This is a genomic window from Sphingobacterium thermophilum (assembly GCF_039541675.1).
Taxonomy (GTDB): domain Bacteria; phylum Bacteroidota; class Bacteroidia; order Sphingobacteriales; family Sphingobacteriaceae; genus Sphingobacterium; species Sphingobacterium thermophilum.
Map to the genome: position 1 here is coordinate 41,440 of NZ_BAABGR010000004.1, position 17,832 is coordinate 59,271.

The 17,832-nt window shown below is 40.3% G+C and carries 16 protein-coding genes; 1 reads left to right on the plus strand and 15 read right to left on the minus strand.

What is annotated here, in order from left to right; translation table 11 throughout:
- Positions 1–15: 15 nt before the first annotated feature.
- From ABD873_RS01580 to ABD873_RS01650, 15 genes are all read right to left on the minus strand, one after another.
- Complete coding sequence (locus tag ABD873_RS01580) at positions 16–438, minus strand: Fur family transcriptional regulator (protein ID WP_013597180.1); 423 nt, start codon at positions 436–438, stop codon at positions 16–18.
- Between the two features lie 13 nt (positions 439–451).
- Positions 452–1,717: an efflux RND transporter periplasmic adaptor subunit gene (locus tag ABD873_RS01585; protein WP_345063731.1), complete on the minus strand. Its 1,266-nt coding sequence runs from the start codon at positions 1,715–1,717 to the stop codon at positions 452–454.
- Positions 1,718–1,725: 8 nt separating this feature from the next.
- Entirely contained in the window at positions 1,726–6,084 is a 4,359-nt protein-coding gene (locus tag ABD873_RS01590) for a CusA/CzcA family heavy metal efflux RND transporter (protein WP_345063734.1), read from the minus strand.
- A gap of 132 nt (positions 6,085–6,216) precedes the next feature.
- Positions 6,217–6,600 (minus strand): DUF6660 family protein, encoded by a 384-nt coding sequence (locus tag ABD873_RS01595; protein WP_345063737.1) that lies wholly within the window; start codon positions 6,598–6,600, stop codon positions 6,217–6,219.
- Between the two features lie 143 nt (positions 6,601–6,743).
- Positions 6,744–8,747 carry a conjugal transfer protein MobC gene (gene mobC / locus ABD873_RS01600; protein ID WP_345063740.1) on the minus strand — a complete coding sequence of 668 codons (2,004 nt, stop codon included), beginning with the start codon at positions 8,745–8,747 and terminating at the stop codon, positions 6,744–6,746.
- A 197-nt stretch (positions 8,748–8,944) separates the two neighbouring features.
- Complete coding sequence (locus ABD873_RS01605; protein WP_069796431.1) at positions 8,945–9,151, minus strand: GDCCVxC domain-containing (seleno)protein; 207 nt, start codon at positions 9,149–9,151, stop codon at positions 8,945–8,947.
- A gap of 1 nt (position 9,152) precedes the next feature.
- A complete protein-coding gene (merTP, locus tag ABD873_RS01610; RefSeq protein WP_425568660.1) occupies positions 9,153–9,557 on the minus strand; it encodes a mercuric transport protein MerTP in 405 nt (134 codons plus the stop codon).
- A gap of 214 nt (positions 9,558–9,771) precedes the next feature.
- Positions 9,772–10,320 carry an RNA polymerase sigma factor gene (locus ABD873_RS01615; RefSeq protein ID WP_345063753.1) on the minus strand — a complete coding sequence of 183 codons (549 nt, stop codon included), beginning with the start codon at positions 10,318–10,320 and terminating at the stop codon, positions 9,772–9,774.
- Between the two features lie 113 nt (positions 10,321–10,433).
- Entirely contained in the window at positions 10,434–11,405 is a 972-nt protein-coding gene (locus ABD873_RS01620) for an exonuclease (RefSeq protein WP_345063756.1), read from the minus strand.
- Positions 11,395–11,994, minus strand: a complete 600-nt coding sequence (gene coaE, locus ABD873_RS01625) for a dephospho-CoA kinase (protein ID WP_345063759.1) — start codon at positions 11,992–11,994, stop codon at positions 11,395–11,397. The genes ABD873_RS01620 and coaE overlap by 11 nt, the downstream gene beginning before the upstream one ends.
- 3 nt (positions 11,995–11,997) lie before the next feature.
- A complete protein-coding gene (locus ABD873_RS01630) occupies positions 11,998–12,945 on the minus strand; it encodes a hypothetical protein (RefSeq protein WP_345063762.1) in 948 nt (315 codons plus the stop codon).
- A 72-nt stretch (positions 12,946–13,017) separates the two neighbouring features.
- On the minus strand, positions 13,018–13,329 hold the full coding sequence (yajC, locus tag ABD873_RS01635) for a preprotein translocase subunit YajC (protein ID WP_039054302.1): 312 nt from the start codon (positions 13,327–13,329) through the stop codon (positions 13,018–13,020).
- A gap of 13 nt (positions 13,330–13,342) precedes the next feature.
- Positions 13,343–13,780 carry a DUF1573 domain-containing protein gene (locus tag ABD873_RS01640; RefSeq protein WP_345063767.1) on the minus strand — a complete coding sequence of 146 codons (438 nt, stop codon included), beginning with the start codon at positions 13,778–13,780 and terminating at the stop codon, positions 13,343–13,345.
- Between the two features lie 4 nt (positions 13,781–13,784).
- Positions 13,785–14,702: a transcription antitermination factor NusB gene (gene nusB / locus ABD873_RS01645; protein ID WP_345063770.1), complete on the minus strand. Its 918-nt coding sequence runs from the start codon at positions 14,700–14,702 to the stop codon at positions 13,785–13,787.
- An 89-nt stretch (positions 14,703–14,791) separates the two neighbouring features.
- On the minus strand, positions 14,792–15,832 hold the full coding sequence (locus tag ABD873_RS01650) for a Glu/Leu/Phe/Val family dehydrogenase (protein WP_345063773.1): 1,041 nt from the start codon (positions 15,830–15,832) through the stop codon (positions 14,792–14,794).
- Positions 15,833–16,018: 186 nt separating this feature from the next.
- Between ABD873_RS01650 and ABD873_RS01655 the strand changes: the two genes are divergently transcribed.
- Positions 16,019–17,797 carry an ABC transporter ATP-binding protein gene (locus tag ABD873_RS01655; RefSeq protein ID WP_345063776.1) on the plus strand — a complete coding sequence of 593 codons (1,779 nt, stop codon included), beginning with the start codon at positions 16,019–16,021 and terminating at the stop codon, positions 17,795–17,797.
- Positions 17,798–17,832: the final 35 nt, after the last annotated feature.

Genomic DNA, 17,832 nt, shown 5'->3' on the forward strand with positions numbered 1-17,832 from the left:
GGAGAGCCTGCAATGCTATTGCAAACTCTCCTTTAAACAGTTTTCACAAATTCCCTTACCAAATAATTTTAGTTCGTCGATACGGTAATTCTGACTTCCATTCTGCGGTATTATAAAATCCTCCTTACAGGTTGTCTGCTTACAAATCTTACAATAGAAATGTAAGTGCCAATCCTTGTGTGTATTTTCATCACACCCATCGTGGCACAGAATATACTTGACCGTAGTGTTCTCCTGAATACTGTGTACAATGCCTTTTTCTTCAAAAGTTTTCAAAGTCCTGTAAATCGTAACCCTGTCTGCTTTATAAAAATGGCTCTCAATTTCAGATAAGGACATTGCTGTCTGCTGTTGCTCCAAGAAGTCGTACACCAATATCCGCATACTTGTCGGATTGGTGTTCTTTGACAACAGCTTCTGTTCAATGTTTTTTTTCATTATCCAATGTTTTTTAGTGAGCGTGGGCGTGTTCTCCCGAATCATCCATTTTTGCATTCACAAAAAACGCGCCTTTTACCACGATATGCGCACCGTGCGGAATTTCACTTACAGGTGTAATTGCCGTATAACCCAATTGCGTAGCACCTTTAACGACTTCCATTCTTACAAATTGAGTTCCTTTTTCCGAACCGTGATCGTGAGCCTCGTCCTCTTTGTGGTCGTGTGGTTTTTCTTCCTGCTCCTTGACCAAAAAGATGTAATATTTTCCATCTGCATTGACAATCGCATCGTTGGGTACAGCCGTACTTAATACATCATCTAAACTTACCATTCCGGTTATACTCATTCCGTCAATCAATCCTGCTTTATCTCCTGTAATCTTGCTGTGAACAGCAATAGTTTTACTCTCTCCGCTAAAGGATGAGCCGATACTATAAACTTCGGCAGAATAAGTCTTATTGGGATTGTTGGTTACGACAAAATCTATTTTCTGACCTATTTTGATTAAAGGAATATCCTTTTCATACACCTGTAAGTCCAAGTGCAGGGCTGTGTTTTCTATGATTTCAGCAATAGGCGATGACACATCTACATAGCTTCCGATTTTGGCGAAAACATTGCTCACAGTACCGCTTATCGGACTTGTAACGACCAACGAGGATTTAAGATTGGAATTTGACAGGGAAGCCGGATTAATGCCCATCATTTGGATTTGTTGTTGTAACGATGCTTTTCGTGTTCTCAACGTGTTCAATTCGGTAGTGGCACTTTGCAGGTTTTTCTTTGCTCCGACATTTCCGTCGTTCAGCTCTCTTTGTCTTACAAGTTCCTGTTCGGCAAACTCTATCCGGCTATTGATGATTAGGTATTCTTCCTGCAACTGTATGAATTGCGGATTGGAAATAGTAGCGATAACCTGACCTTTCCTTACGAAATCGCCTATCTCCACATTAAGGGATTTGATAACACCACCAAACAACGAGGTTGCATTCGCCTTGTTGCTGTTGGGAACTCTTAATGCTCCATTGGCTTTCAATGTTGCGGATAATTGCTTCTGTTCAATTGAACCGATTTCAATACCCACCGCTTTCATCTGCTCATCGGTTAGCACTGCAACATTTTCTTCTTCTTCTTCGTGTTCGTCCGTTGTTGTTTCTGCTTCCGTTCCGTGATTATGCCCGTCGCCCTCTTTATGGTTATTTGTACAGGCGTTGAAAGCAAAGATTGCTACGAGGACAAGAACGCTAAAAACTATCTTATTTATGGTACGTTTCATATATTGTATTATTTACTGATTAATGAATGGATAAGCGTTACAGCCTCATTAATTTGCTGTATGCTCTTTAAATAATTAAGCTGAATATCGGCTGTGGTCTGCAAGGCGTAGAGATACTCCACATAAGAAATATCTCCGGTACTGTAGCCCAGCTTTGCAGCATTGATAATCTCATCAGCATTGGGAAGTGCCTGCTCCTTGAAATAGGTAAACTGCGCTACATTCTGTTCGTATTGTTTCAAGGCGTTTGCCAATTCCGTTTTAAGCTGTTGTTCCTGCCATTGCGCATTTAATTCCAATGATTGTTTCTTGTAATCAAGCGAGCGAATTTTTGCTTTGGTGGTGGTAAAAATTGGGATTGTAATACCTACATCAACAAAACTAAACCGTTGTCCTCTGCCATAAAATTGCTCTACACCATTTTTACTGTGCATTCCTATCAGCGATATGTTATTATAACCGAACGTAAAATCAGGCAGGCTATTTGCCCGTTCCAATTTTTTGTTCTGTTCGGCGATTTTCGCCTCTTGGTACAATAGCTGAATGCTCGGATGATTTGCAACAGCCGAACTGTCAATGAAAGAGCTTAACAGCAATGGCGTATAATCCGGTTGGGGTTCAATTGTGAAGTCTTCCTGTGTCTGCATCAAGTTTTTAAGGTTCTGATAGGCGTTCTGTCTTAAAACCTCGTTTTGTTGATACAAAAGACTTATTTCCCCTTTCTTGGTGGTTGCTGTATTAACGTCTAATTTACCTATATCTCCCGTTTTATACCGCAGTTCCGCCACACGGATAAAGTCTGAATAAATACTATCAAGATACTTTAAAACCGAAGCGTTATGCTCCAAATATTCCAACTGATAATAATAGGTTCTTACCTGCTTTTTCAGTTCATTTTCTGTAAGTGCCTTTGACCATTCCTGACCTTTGACCTGCTCTTTGACAAGGTTTTTCTTCGCCCCAAAGAGTGTCGGGAAGGGAATGGTCTGTGAAATTTGGAAACCGTCATTATATTCAAATCCGTCTGTGTTTCCATATTGGAAGTTTACATCGGTCTTCGGTAGTTCATACGCCGTCTTGCTAAGGCTTTGGGCAGATTGAATATCCAAATTTTTGGAACGTAGCTGAGGGTTATTCTCCATTGCTATCTCGATAGCTTTATCGACATTTATCGGAGTTTGTGCCTTACCGCTTTGAGAGAAACCCAAGAACACAAACAGCAACAATACAGGTGTTATGGCTTTCGTTTTATTGTTTTTCGGAGGTTTTTGGTTTCTCATAAATACAAAGTACAGCAATGGCAGAACGAACAATGTCAGGGCAGTTGCCGAAATCAGTCCTCCGATAACCACCGTTGCCAATGGTTTTTGTACTTCTGCACCTGCACTTGTACTTAATGCCATTGGTAAAAAGCCTAAACTTGCCACTGATGCGGTCATCAATACAGGCCTAAGCCTTGTTTTAGCTCCCTCGATTATCCTCGGAACAATCTCATTCCAGCCCTCTTTTTCCAACCTGTTGAACGTGGCAATCAGTACGATACCGTTCAGAACGGCGACACCGAACAGGGCGATGAACCCGACACCTGCCGATATGCTGAATGGCATATCCCGAATTAAAAGTGCAAACACACCTCCGATAGCACTCATCGGGATAGCGGTATATACCAAAATGGCTTCCTTGAACGAATGGAACGTGAAATACAGTAGGATAAAAATCAGAAGTAGTGCGATAGGTACTGCAATCAGTAATCTGTCAGTAGCTTTTTGGAGGTTCTCAAACTGACCGCCATAGGTAAAATAATATCCTGTCGGTAGCTTAACCTGTTCAGCCAACTTATCCTGAATTTCTTCTACAACACTTGCTACATCCCGCCCTTGTACATTAAATCCGATATATATCCTTCGTTTTCCTCCTTCACGACTGATTTGTGCGGGCCCTAATTTGTAATCAATGTTTGCAACCTGTGAAAGCGGTATTTGGTCGCCGTTTGGTAGTGGGATAAACAGATTGCTCACATCCTCAATGGAACTGCGGTGGGCTTCATCAAGCCGTACCACCAAATCAAATCTTCGTTCGTTTTCATAAATCACACCTGCTGATTTACCTGCGAACGCAGTGCTGACAATATCGTTTATTTCCTGTACATTCAAGCCGTAATTGGCTATTCGGGTACGGTCATATTCGATATTGATTTGGGGAAGACCTGCTACCCGTTCTACCTGCGGAGCAGTCGCACCTTCTACTGTTTGAATAATAGCATTCACTTTATTGGCATAAACCAACAAACTGTCGAGGTCTTCTCCGAATATCTTAACGGCTACATCCTGCCTGATACCTGTCATCAGTTCATTAAACCGCATCTGTATCGGCTGATTGGCTTCAAAGAATACACCGGGAATAACTTTAAGTTTCTCCATCATTTCATTGGAAAGCTCGTCATAGGATTTTTTTGTTTTCCATTCGTCCTGCGGTTTTAGGATAATCATCAGGTCGGTGGCTTCAGGAGGCATCGGGTCTGTCGGTACTTCGGCAGCACCAGTCTTGCCTACGACCATTTTCACTTCGTCAAATTCCTTGATTATCCTTGATGCCTGCATAGAGGTTTCCAGACTTTGGCTAAGCGATGTTCCTTGTGGCAGGATACAGTGGAAAGCAAAATCGCCCTCGCCCAATTTTGGCAGGAACTCTCCGCCCATCCGTGAAAATAGAAATATACTTATGGTAAACAGCCCAACGGCAACCGCAATAATCACATATTTTATCCGAATGGCTTTTTCTAACAAAGGCTTATAAACCCCTTGAAGATAGTCCATCATTTTGTCTGAAAAATTCCTTTTGGTAATCGGTTTTTTAGACAGACACAAGGCACTCATCATCGGGATATAGGTAAAGGACAAAATCAAAGCTCCCAAAATGGCGAAACTTACGGTCTGCGCCATTGGCGTAAACATTTTCCCTTCTATACCGACCAAAGTAAGGATAGGAATATAAACAATGAGGATAATGATTTCTCCAAATGCGGCACTCGTACGGATTTTTCTTGCAGATTCATACACCTCCTCGTCCATTTCTGCCTGCGTAAGTTTTTGAGTGGATTTCCGTAAGCCCAAATGATGCATTGTGGCTTCAACAACAATCAGCGAACCGTCCACTATCAATCCGAAATCAATAGCTCCCAAACTCATCAGGTTGGCACTTACGCCAAATAACCTCATCATTCCCAATGCAAAAAGCATTGATAACGGTATAGCTGATGCGACGATTAAACCTGCCCTGAAATTCCCTAAGAAAATAATCAATACAAATATTACGATTAATGCACCTTCAATTAGGTTTTTTTCGACAGTACTTATCGCTCTATCTATCAGGTTCATTCTATCCAAATAGGGTTCTATGACCACATCATCAGGTAGAGATTGTTGGATAACCGGTATTTTTTCTTTGATGTTTTTTACAACTTCAGAGGTGTTTTCTCCCTTCAACATCATTACAATCCCACCCACAGCATCTACTTCGCCATTATAGGTCAATGCTCCGTACCGGGTTGCGTGACCAAATTGTACTTCTGCCACATCTTTGATAAATACCGGAACGCTACCTGTATTTTTAACGACGATATTTCCTACATCTTCCAATGAAGTAACCAGACCAATCCCGCGAATAAAGTAAGCATTGGGCTTCTTATCGATATATGCACCTCCGGTATTTTGGTTGTTGTTTTCGAGGGCGGTAAAAATATCGGAGATACTAACGCCCATTGCCTTGATACGGTTAGGGTCAACAGATACCTCGTATTGTTTGAGCAAACCGCCAAAACTATTGACCTCCGCAACCCCCGGTGTACCATAAAGCTGTCGGGCAACAATCCAGTCCTGCATTGTACGCAAATCCATTGCGGAATATTTATCCTCGCTTCCTTTTTTGGGGCGGAGAATATATTGGTACACTTCGCCAAGACCTGTACTGACAGGAGCAAGTTCAGGCGTTCCGATACCCTCCGGTATCTGTTCCTCCGCTTCTTTCAGTTTTTCATTGACCAATTGCCGGGCAAAATAAATATCTACATCATCTTGAAATACAACGGTCACAACGGAAAGTCCAAACCTCGAAATACTTCTTATTTCTTCCACTTTGGGAAGATTGACGATGCTTTGCTCAACGGGAAAAGTAACCAATTGCTCTACTTCCTGTCCTGCCAATGTAGGGCAGAGTGTAATAATCTGAACCTGATTGTTTGTAATGTCAGGTTGGGCATCAATGGGGATTTGCTTGGCACTCCATACCCCCCAAATGATGAGAAACAAGGTCATTAATCCTATAATGAACTTATTCTTTATAGAGAATTTTATAATACTATTTAACACTTTTATTGTGATTAATGGTGAATAATTAATGATAAATTGCAATGATTATAAATTCGGGAATACGAAGTATGACCCAAAAACATTCAGCTTAATGCTGTAAGCAAAAAGCAATAATCATTAAAACACTAAAAATTATGCATTAATCTTTGGCGGTTGCCAAATTTTCCCGAAGTAGCAGGGGATAAAGATAGATTTGTAATATATTTCAGGCTTAGACAGTTCAAAAGTCTTCGCCTTAACTAAGTTATATACATTCCATTGAAGCACTATGCCCGACACCATTCCACAACAATCGCATAAACAAAACGGGCTGCACATATCAGGTTTTTCCTGATGGTCGTGGCTTGCTTTATGGGCTAATTCTTCTGAATGGTTATGGTTTTGAAAACTCTCCTTTTCATACATATCGGTACACGGCATTAAAAATACCGCCATCATATAAATTGCCAATATGGAGTAAAAGACTTTCATATTCTTTTGCAAAGTTAGTAAAAAAGTAATGCAATGGCATTGCATTGTTTTGAAAAATTACTATTTTATAATCATCATTTTTCATTCCGAATATTTGTTTTATAAACTGTTCAAAAAAATGTTGGCGACACTCCATCTAAATTCAAGAAGAAGCACCACCAACATTCTTAGTCCTTTATTTAATGCGTTTATTGTTCTTGCTGTATCAAATGCTGTAAGTTCGGGTCGTTCTTGATACGCTCTATTTCACTTTCAACAATGTGTACAATGTCGGATTTTATCTGGCGGTAGTTGCTTTCAATCTCTTGCTTCATATTATCGTTGCCGTTTTTATCAGCAAAAGATAAAATCTGCGGTATCTTCTGATACGCTTTAGTTTCGGTAGCAACCCTTTCATTGTCCACGAGAATTTCGGCGTGAAATATCTTTTGCTCGATACGCTCGTCAAAGTTGTCGGATATAGCACCAACAAACATACCCTGTGTCAAAGTTGAAATTTTAGAAGCAGGAATAAGGCTGTCTAATTGCGTAGAAATCGAAGTTGATTTATCATTTCGGTTGATGGTCATACTCTGACGTTTCTGCAATACTTTTCCGAACCGTTCTGACAAGCTCTTTGCGGTTTCGCCCACAACCTGCCCACTGAATACATTACCTACGGTATTTTGGATAACTTTTGCCTCTTTATCTCCGTAATCCCGTATTAACTGCGAAAAATCCTGAAAGCCCAAACACACAGCTACCTTATTACTTCTCGCAGTTGCGATGAGATTGTCCAGTCCCCTAAAATAAATTGTGGGCAACTCATCTATGATTACTGAACTCTTTAATTGCCCTTTTTTGTTGATGAGCTTAACAATTCTCGAATTGTACAATCCCAAAGCTGCGGAGTAGATATTTTGACGGTCGGGATTGTTACCTACACACAAAATTTTAGGTTCTTTCGGATTGTTGATGTCAAGCGTAAAATCATCCCCGGTCATTACCCAATACAATTGCGGGCTAATCATTCTTGACAAAGGAATTTTTGCCGATGCAATCTGCCCCTGCAATTGGTCTTGTGCGCCACCTTGCCAGGCATCCATAAACGGAGAAAGATAGTTTTCCAAATCGGAATATGAGGTCAGAATGGTAAATACGTCCGAATACTTTTTATTCAGCAATTCAATGGCGTGTGGGAATGTGCAATATTTGCCGTTCTCATAGATTTTCAGATACCAAATAATGGCAGCCAATAGGATAATTGGGCTTTCCACGAAAAAATCTCCTTGCTTCTGTATCCAACTTCGATTGAGGTTCAGCATTATGGTATAAGCCGCTTCGTAAGCATCAGAAATGTCCGTCATAAAATCGGGATTTAACGGGTTACAACGGTGGCTCTTGCGTGGGTCATCAAAGTTGATGACATAGAATTTGGGTTGAACTTTGTACTTATCCCGATGCTTCAATAAATGATTGTAGGCAATGGTAGAAAGGTCGTCAAACTTAAAATCGTAAATGTACATACTAAAGCCTTTCTCAATCTGTTGCTTGATGTAATTGTTTACGATGGCATACGATTTTCCTGAACCCGGAGTACCCAACACGATTGATGCTCTGAAAGGATTTACAATGTTTATCCAACCGTTGTTCCATTTGCCTTTGTAGTAAAATTTGGTAGGAAGATTGACAGAATACTCGTTTTCCATCAGCTTTGTTTCCTGCTGAAAGCTCTCGTTCTCGTTATTGAAAACATCGTCCATCAGATTAGTACGAAGCAAACGGCTCATCCACACGCCAGCCATCAGCAAAGCGATATAACCTAACGAGATAGTAAGGATATACAGAAATGTGCCTATTACCGGAGATAGCTTTAACAACGGCGTGTTCAGAAAGAACAGCACAAAACCAACGCCCAAAGCCACGTAGATTTTAGCCCAGGTTATCTTCTCATTCTTTACGCCTTTCGTTCCCAAACAACTCAAAGCAAGCAAAACCAAAGCGAACGCCTTGGTATAAAGGGTATGTGAAAACAAGCCCGCCGTCCGGTCGAAATTGCCTAATATCTTGTTGATTATTTCCAACGTCCAACCACGTTCTAAAAAGAACCCGTAGCAGAACCAATAAAGGTGCATCAGCACCAAAAGAATACTGACTGCCCGCATAAAAGCCATTATTTTGGCTAAACCTCTTAAATCGTCTTCTCCTTGCATTCTTTTTTAGTTTTAATGTTCGGGCGTGAATTTAAAGGCTCTACACAGCGGCTATAAGAATGTGGCAGTCAATGGCGGTGCGTGGCAGTGTTTGGCGAAGTGATAAGAGTTGTAGCTTCTATGATCCTTTTGTATCGTAACATTTATGAAGCATCCAAATAAAAAATACTTTTAGTTGCTCTTCTGTTTTCTGTCCGTCAGCAACATTTTTTGTCCTGCTGAATTGGTGGACAAGCAACACTTCCGTAACTACAATAAACACAGCAGTCGCCTTGTTTTGGTTTTAGAACTTGTTTGCATTTTTCACATTCGTAAAAATATTGACAAGCGTCTGTCGGCATTGTTTCTTCTTTCTTGTGTCCGCAGTTGGGACAAGTGATTGTTGATTGTAATTTGATTTCCATTTTAATTTTCTTTTTTGTCGGTTACAGAATATCCTGTTGAGTTTATTGCTTTTTCGATTTCAGAAATATTTGTTTTTGAGTTGTCAAATTCTACGATTGCATTTCCATTTTCATAAGAAGCGTTTGAACTTATTATTCCTGTCAATTTATTTACTTCGTGATTTACGTGTTCGCCACAACTTGCACAAGTCATTCCGCTAATCGTAAATTCTACTTTTTGAATATTGGATTTGTCCACTACTATGATTTGCTTTTCTGTCTTTGGGTAGAAAATGCTTGAGTAGTATGGAAAGGCAAGCATTACGATTGCAAATGCTGTTACTATTCCTAAAAACATTTTTGACTGAATGAATTTTGGTTTTTCTTCTGTTTCACAATTGCAATCTATCTGCTTTTTGGGTTTCAACTTTTGATACCAAGCAAAACCAAGAACCAAAACTATCAGACACCGACTTCCGAACTAAGACTACTCTTTTTATAAAGCCTTGTATAGCAAAGGTTTTAACCGTTTTGCTTAATTTTGCTTTTTACTAATCTTTTTTTCAAAAAAAATTCATTTTTTTTTGAAAGCTCTAAATAAAATGCACTAAACAGCCTTAAGCGGCCTGCTGAAGAGTTTTTTAGACAAGAATAAGAAAAGATTTAAGTGTAGAAAATTCGAGTTTGAGCTGACGTATGGCACGGAAAGACAGTGTACGACAGGAAGCTATGTCGACTTTCATCGCTTCTGCTATCTCCTCATAACTCAAGCCTACATAATACTTGAGATAAAGCACTTCCTTCTGTCTCTTGGGAAGTTTTTCGATTTTCTCTCGTAGCCGCTGTATGTCAAGTTCTACGCCACCTTCGCTAAAGAGGTTGAGTTCGTAAGAATTGGCCAGTTCCCATTCTTCTAAAGTTTCTTCATAAATAAACCGGCCGGCTTTACTTTTAGAGCGAAGAATATCTCTCCTAAGAGAAGCAAACAAATAAAATTTGATGTTAACCTTCTTCGCTATGCGCTTGTTGTCAAATAACCGGACAAACAAATCGTGAATACAATCCAATACGAGCTCTTTATCACCACAGATGTTCATCCCATAATCAAACAGATCATCTACATAAGTAGTATAAATCTTTTGAAATGATTCTATGTCGCCATCAATAAATTTCTGCCAAGATGGTATCATAATGAATTTCGGAATATCTAAATATTGTGGTGCTTTTAGGTTTATATTCCAAAATTAATAAGATTGCGGAAAAGACAAAATTTAGAGTACTTTAATTTTCTGTAAAAAAAACTTTAAACCGTTATACGCTTCTTCTTGAAAATATTTCGGACAATGATCTTATCGGCATAATGTTCTTTCAGTAGGGAGCCGTCTCCGTGTACGGTCCAAATTTCACGCGGCTGTACTTTACTTATATAAATATTGAGCTCCCGCCAGTCTATATGATCTGAAATATAAAGTGACATATCGTTGGCGTGTTGGAGACGCTCCCAGCCCGAAGCAAACACACGGACGATATTTTTAGCCCGAAAATAACTATTGAAAGCAATAGGTGGTACCAAGTATACCTTATGCTGCCCTTCTTTTAATATTTTTCGATTGTATATCTCATAATTCAACTTCACAAAGCCTAAGGAATCATAAAGCCTATGTATAGGAGTGATAGAATGGTGAGTATAGACTTTTTTATCAGGACAGTGGATATTGATAAGGTATGTTAAACGTTGTGCTTTCCCCAGACTGTAACAGCCCAGCATGATATTCAAAGAGGTAGTGTTAAGCTTTTTAATTTCTTCGACAGGGTCAGGATGGACTATCTCAGGATTGGCGAAAGTAGTTTCGGTAATAAGGACATCGGCCTGCATGTAACCTATTGGCTCGCAGGTACGATCCTCCTGCAGCTTATAATCTCCCGTATACAGATAGCGGACTCCTCGGTAGGTCATTACTATCTGTGCCGAGCCTAATATATGTCCGGCTGGGATGAACTCTATTTCCACCTCTCCGATATAAAATTTTTCCTTAAACTGCTTAATATGGTAAGATTTTATAGGCTGCTGCACAAAGCGGTACTGCATGAAAGCTGCAGTGGGAGCTGTAGCGAAGATATATGCATGTCCTGGCACAGCATGGTCTCCATGCGCATGAGAAATCACCGCAGTGGTCACAGGATATTTAGGATCTATATAAAAGTCCCCATACGCACAGTAAAACCCAAACTCATCCTCTATGATAAAATCCTCTAAAATATCCTTATTTGCCATGAATGTTTATTAACTGTTGATGTATAGTATAAATCTGTGGAATCAAAGGCTGCTTGCCGTCGTTGACTATGGTGAAGCTAGCGTATTTCTTTTTCTCTTCATCTGTCATCTGTTTGTGCATCCTTGCCAGAACATCTTCACGTGAAACGCCATCCCGCGCCATAACACGAGCAATGCGGAGCTCCTGCGGAGCAACAACCAGAATAGTAAAATCCAGCGTCTTGTAGGAACCGCTTTCGTATAGCAGTGCAGCCTCTTTGAGACTGTAGGAAAAGGTTTGTCGTTGCGACCAATCTACCGCATCTTGGATTACTATGGGATGCACTATACCATTAAGTTGTTGTAGCTTATCGCTGTCGTTGAATACCTGTTCGGAAAGCCATTTGCGGTTCAACATTCCCTGTGCATCATAGACCTGCGGTCCGAAAGCCTGCATCAACCCTTCTCTAATATGGGGATGCGTATTCATAAGTCTTTTTGCTTCTTTGTCCGCATCATAGAAAGGAACCCCCAACGTTTTGAAAATCTTAGAAACAAAACTCTTTCCTGAACCGATACCCCCTGTTATACCTACTTTTATGGATTTCATAAATTACTTGCGAATGAAGAAGTCTACATTTTGTGGTTCTATCTTAACAATCTGTACAAAATCAGGCATCTTGACAATGCGAACAGGCAAACTTTTCACATGCTTATCTTCCCAATGTTTTAAGTCTACTACGGCCTCAAAATCGCTGGAAGTCCATTTAGCATAATCCTTCAGGGACACCATCACCGTAAGCATCACCTTACTAGGAATGATGCGTACAGACGTATAACGGCTGGCATTGATTGTCTTTATAGGCACCTCGATGATCTTTTCCGTCAGCTCCCCCACGGGGATGACTACCTCGGTCATACGCGGATAAATGGTGATGTTAGCTTTGTTGCGTGTATTTATGCGCGCTATGGTACGTATGTCAGTGAAAACCTGTTCGCCACGGATGGTATCCGTTTCGAGATACTCGATATTTCGTATGTCTTCTGTGGGGCCCGTTATGGTTACCATAGAAGGGTTTGTCCTAGTATCGCCTATGATGCTGAATTGCTTTTTGAAGGAGATAGCCGTCGGCACACGTATAGGCACCTTTTTCTGTATCTGCCTTGAAAAGTCGAAAAACAAGGTGTCAGGAGATACCGCAATAACACGTTTCTCATTGGAGAACTGTTTGTTTATAAATCCAATCTGATTAGAGAAAACGATAAAATTTCGGGTATTCAACCCACTCAGATCCACCTGAATGTTAGCCGTATCGGCATTAAGCTTGGACATCAGCACATGCCATCCGCTCATCTTGATTTTTATATTTACCGTATCGGACTGTAATGGGTGAAAAGCTCTGTTTTCCGGAAGGTTGACATACTGAATTCCTGCCTTAATTGTGAAAGTATATTGGTTGGAGACAGCGATAAGCAGCCAAGCTACGAAAGAGATAATAAGACATCTCAGAAAAATATTGATTTTCCTTCGCTGTATTTTGTTAAATCTACGCTGCCTCATATATCACAAAGTTAAAATAAAAAAGCCATTCTACAGGATAGAATGGCTTGACTTCCTTTGATTTATTTTTAATTACTTTGTCGTATTCGCATTTAGAGCTTTAGAAGCATCCAAAGAAATCGCTGACTTGTCGAAACGGATTTTCACGCCAGAACCTACATCGATTAAGAAGGTAGTATCTGAAACTTCGACAATACGGCCGTGAATACCTGCTGTAGTAACTACTTTAGAGTTTACAGTAAGTTCTTCGATAAATTTCTTGTGTTCCTTCTGTTTTTTCATCTGTGGTCTAATCATAAAGAAGTAGAATACTACAATGATTAGTACCATCGGCAACATGCTCATAAAACCGCCGCTAGCTTGTAATAAAATTGTCGATATCATAATTTTTAATATGTTACTTTTCTACAGTTCCTTTTAATTGCACAGTTGTCACTGCATTTTCAGCATTCGAAGATACGGTAATGATTTTCTGTTGTACTCCTCCCTGCCCTGCACTGTTGAACTTCACCTTGATCTCTCCTTCTTTTCCTGGTAAGATAGGATCGGAAGTATAATCCGGAGTTGTACATCCACAAGATGCTGTCACCTGTGCTAGGATGACAGGCTCTGTCCCTTCATTTGTAAATCTGAAAACATGCTCTACGACTTCTCCTTCTTTGATGGTTCCGAAGTCATATACCTCTTCGGCAAAGACAATCTTTCCTTTACCTCCTTTAGGTTCTTCTACATTGTTTTCTATCGTATCAGCATTGTTACTGTTTTCACGCTGTTGGCTGTTGTTACACGCCACCAACATCGAAAGTGCTAAACCGGCAAATAAAAGTTTTTTCATAGTTTTATTCGTCTTTTAATCCTCTTCCGGACTTATGAATACGTCCCTGTTTTGTCAAATCAGCGAGTATTTTATCCAGAATACCATTGATAAATGTATTGCTTTTCAAGGTACTAAAAGTTTTTGACAATTCAATATACTCGTTGATCGTCACTTTCACCGGTATTGATGGAAAGTTCAGCATTTCGCTTATAGCCATTCGCATCAAAATAGTATCCATAAGTGCTATACGGTCGGCCTCCCAGTTTTTTGTCTTTTCGGCAATCATTTTATGATATTCGTCCGCATAGCGTATTGTTGTTTTGAACAGATTGGAAATAAATTCCGAATCTTCATCCCAATTTGGTGTGAGGTCGGCAAGTTTGTTATGTGTCGGATTTTCCGAACTGAAGTTCTTGAATGTTTTTGCAACCATAGCTTTCAACACCTCTTTGTCTACCGGCCAGTTGATAAATTTCTCTTCAAAGACTTGCTCGATATCCACCGACTTTAGGATGATTTTTTTGAAGATATACTTAATGATATCTTTTTCGGCAGCGATACTTCTGTCTTCCTGTTGAAGATACTCCAGATAGGTATCCGAATCTTTCAGTTTAGCAAAGACAGAACGCACGATTTCAGGATCGAAATCCCACGACACCTTATATTTTTTTACCAACTCCAGATAGTCTCTATTTTGACGCAGTGACTCAATAAATGTATTGCTATTGAGTTTGGTAGTCAACATTCTATCTTTCTCTGTTGGAAGATATTTTGCGGCACGGCTTTCAGCATCTATGACTACATATTCTGCCACTTCGTCCAGTAAATTCAATGTCCAGATGTACATCTCATTTACCTCTTCCACACTCTTGAAAAGTGCCTTCTCAAAATCCTTAATGTGTTTATCCTCCGATAAACTGTACGCGTATAGCGTCTGCATTACCTTAACTCTAAGGTGTCTTCTATTTAACATAAGTATAAGAACGATTTATTTATAAAGAACGATTTCTTGTGAATAACAATATGCTGTTATCTCTTAAGCTTAGCCATATCGGAAATACGTTTTTCCGCTAGCTGTTTCGCTGCCTCATATGTTGTGATATTTTTTTCTTTAGCAAGTTGGAACACATGACGTGTTGCCGTATAGATATTACGTATTAACGATTCTGTACGTTCGGTACCATAGCCTTCAAGTTCAGAATAACAGCTGATTAAGGCTCCGGCATTAATCAAGAAGTCCGGCGTGTAGAGGATGTTATGTTCTTTCAACAATTGAATGGTTGTTTCCTCATCCTTCAGCTGGTTGTTCGCCGATCCGGCAATGATTTTACAACGCATCTTAGGTACGGTATCCGGATTTACGGTTCCACCCAAAGCACAAGGGGCATAAACATCAACGTCCAATTCGTAACTTGTAGCATATTGAATAGGCTCTGCCTTGTATTTAGCGGCAACCTTCATCTTGCGTTCTTCTGTCATGTCTGACACGTAAACACGTGCATTTTCGGCTCTAAGCATAGAAACCAAATGTTCGCCCACCGAGCCAACACCTTGTACGGCCACCTTACGTCCCGCCAAAGAATCATCACCATACAGCTCTTTGATGGCGGCCTTGATTCCATAGAATACGCCGCGGGCAGCAAAAACCGTAGTATCCCCTCCTCCATTCATAGAAGTTGGAAGACCTGCTACGTAGTTGGTTTCCGCATATATATATTCTAAATCTTTTTGTGTTGTTCCTACATCGATAGAAGCAATGAAATTACCGTTCAAGCCTTCGACAAACTTACCAAAACGGCGCATCAACACTTCCGACTTATCGGTACGGTTGTTTCCTATAATGACAGCACATCCACCTCCTAGATTCAGCCCCGCCAATGAAGCTTTGTAAGTGATGGCTTTAGAAAGACGCAACGCATCTTCGATAGCCTCCTCCTCAGATTCGTAAGGCAACATACGAACCCCGCCAATCGCCGGTCCCAACGTTGTGTCATGAACAGCTACAATTGCTTTAAGACCAACCTGTGGATCATTGCTGAAAAATAGATTCTGATGATCCGCCTGTGACATAAGATTAAAAATAGTGGAGTTTTGCATACCAAATATTGATTCTAAATCATCCAAAACTAGGATGTACAAAAATAACAAATAAATCGTATTAAAAATGGCTTTTAACTTATTTATGAAACTATTACCTAAATCCTACTTTTGACCGACATAATTTTAAACTTAAAGCAGTACCTTTGTTAAAATAATATGAAAGAGCTATCATATCTTAATAAATATTTTTACAAGTATAAGTGGCGTCTGATTCCGGGAGTGTTGTTCGTCATCATTTCCAACTTCTTCGGTGTCTTGCCTGCTAAGGTTATCCGTGAGGCTTTCGACTTGGTGAAAGAAAATATTGACCTATACAAGCTTTACAACGACTTTGACAGTCAGGCTGCAATTTTCAGCACCATCGGCAAAAGTCTTCTGTATTTCGGAATAATAGTATTGGTATTGGCTCTTCTTCGGGGTATATTTTTGTTTTTGATGCGTCAATCTATCATTGTTATCTCCAGATATATAGAGTATGACCTGAAAAACGAAATCTATCAGCACTATCAATCATTGGATTTTGCCTTCTTCCGCAAAAACAACACGGGAGACCTGATGAACCGAGCTACGGAAGATGTAAACCAAGTACGCAACTATCTGGGGCCGGCCATCATGTATACTATCAATACCGTGACGCTATCGGTGATGATCATCTATGCCATGTATGATGTGAATGCTAAGCTGGCTACCTATGCTCTCTTGCCTATTCCCATCATATCGTTGCTTATACTTTTCATTAACAAAATCATCAACCAACGAAGCACGCGTATCCAAGCACAGCTGTCGAAGTTATCCTCTTTCGTGCAGGAAACATTTTCCGGCATCCGGGTTATAAAAACTTATGTGCAAGAGCAAAACAAAATTGATGAATTCGTTAAAGAGAGCAACACCTATAGAAAATCGGCCTTGGACTTGGTGCGCGTACAAGCCATCTTTTTCCCCTTGATTATCTTCTTAGTGGGATTCAGTACCATCATCACCGTATACATAGGAGGTATTGAAGTCAACAACGGTAACATAACGGCAGGAAACATTGCAGAGTTTATCGTCTATGTTAACCAACTGACCTTTCCTGCTATGGCTTTAGCTTGGGTGACCTCACTGATACAGCGTGCTGCCGCATCCCAAAAACGCATCAACGAGTTTCTCAATACAAAATCCGAAATCACCAATGGATCCCTCCGTCGGTCCCTATCTGGCGACATCGAACTACGAAATGTCTCTTTCACCTATCCGGATACCGGCATAAAAGCGCTGGACAACATCAACCTTACCGTAAAGGCTGGACAAACCGTAGCTATCATCGGCAAGACAGGATCCGGCAAAAGTACTTTGGCAAACCTTTTGATGCGCATGTACGATGCGGACCAAGGCGACATCCGGTACGATGGGATTAACATCAAAGAATACGATTACCGCAACTTACGGAAACAGATAGGTTTTGTACCACAGCAGGTATTCCTATTCTCGGATACCATTACCAACAACATTGCTTTCGGGCTAGATAAGTTCACCACAGAACAAATAGAACAGGCAGCAAAAGAAGCTGCTGTTTACGACAATATTAAAGCGTTCGAACATGGTTTTGAAACCCATATCGGCGAGCGCGGCATCACCCTTTCTGGAGGTCAGAAACAGCGCGTTTCCATAGCTCGAGCATTAGTGAAAAATCCGGAGATTCTGATTTTCGACGACTGCCTTTCGGCTGTAGACACAAAAACCGAAGAGGAAATTCTGCATAAACTCAGCCGTATCATGCAGAATAAAACGTCAATATTCATAGCCCACCGCATTTCTACCATTAAGAATGCAGACCACATTATCGTCTTAGACAACGGAAAAATTATTGAAGAGGGTAATCATGAAACACTACTAGCTCTCAACGGTGAATACGCAGAATTATACGACAAACAGCTACTACAGGCTGAAGAATAAAATACATTAGAAAACACCAAAGGCTCTGTAGAATT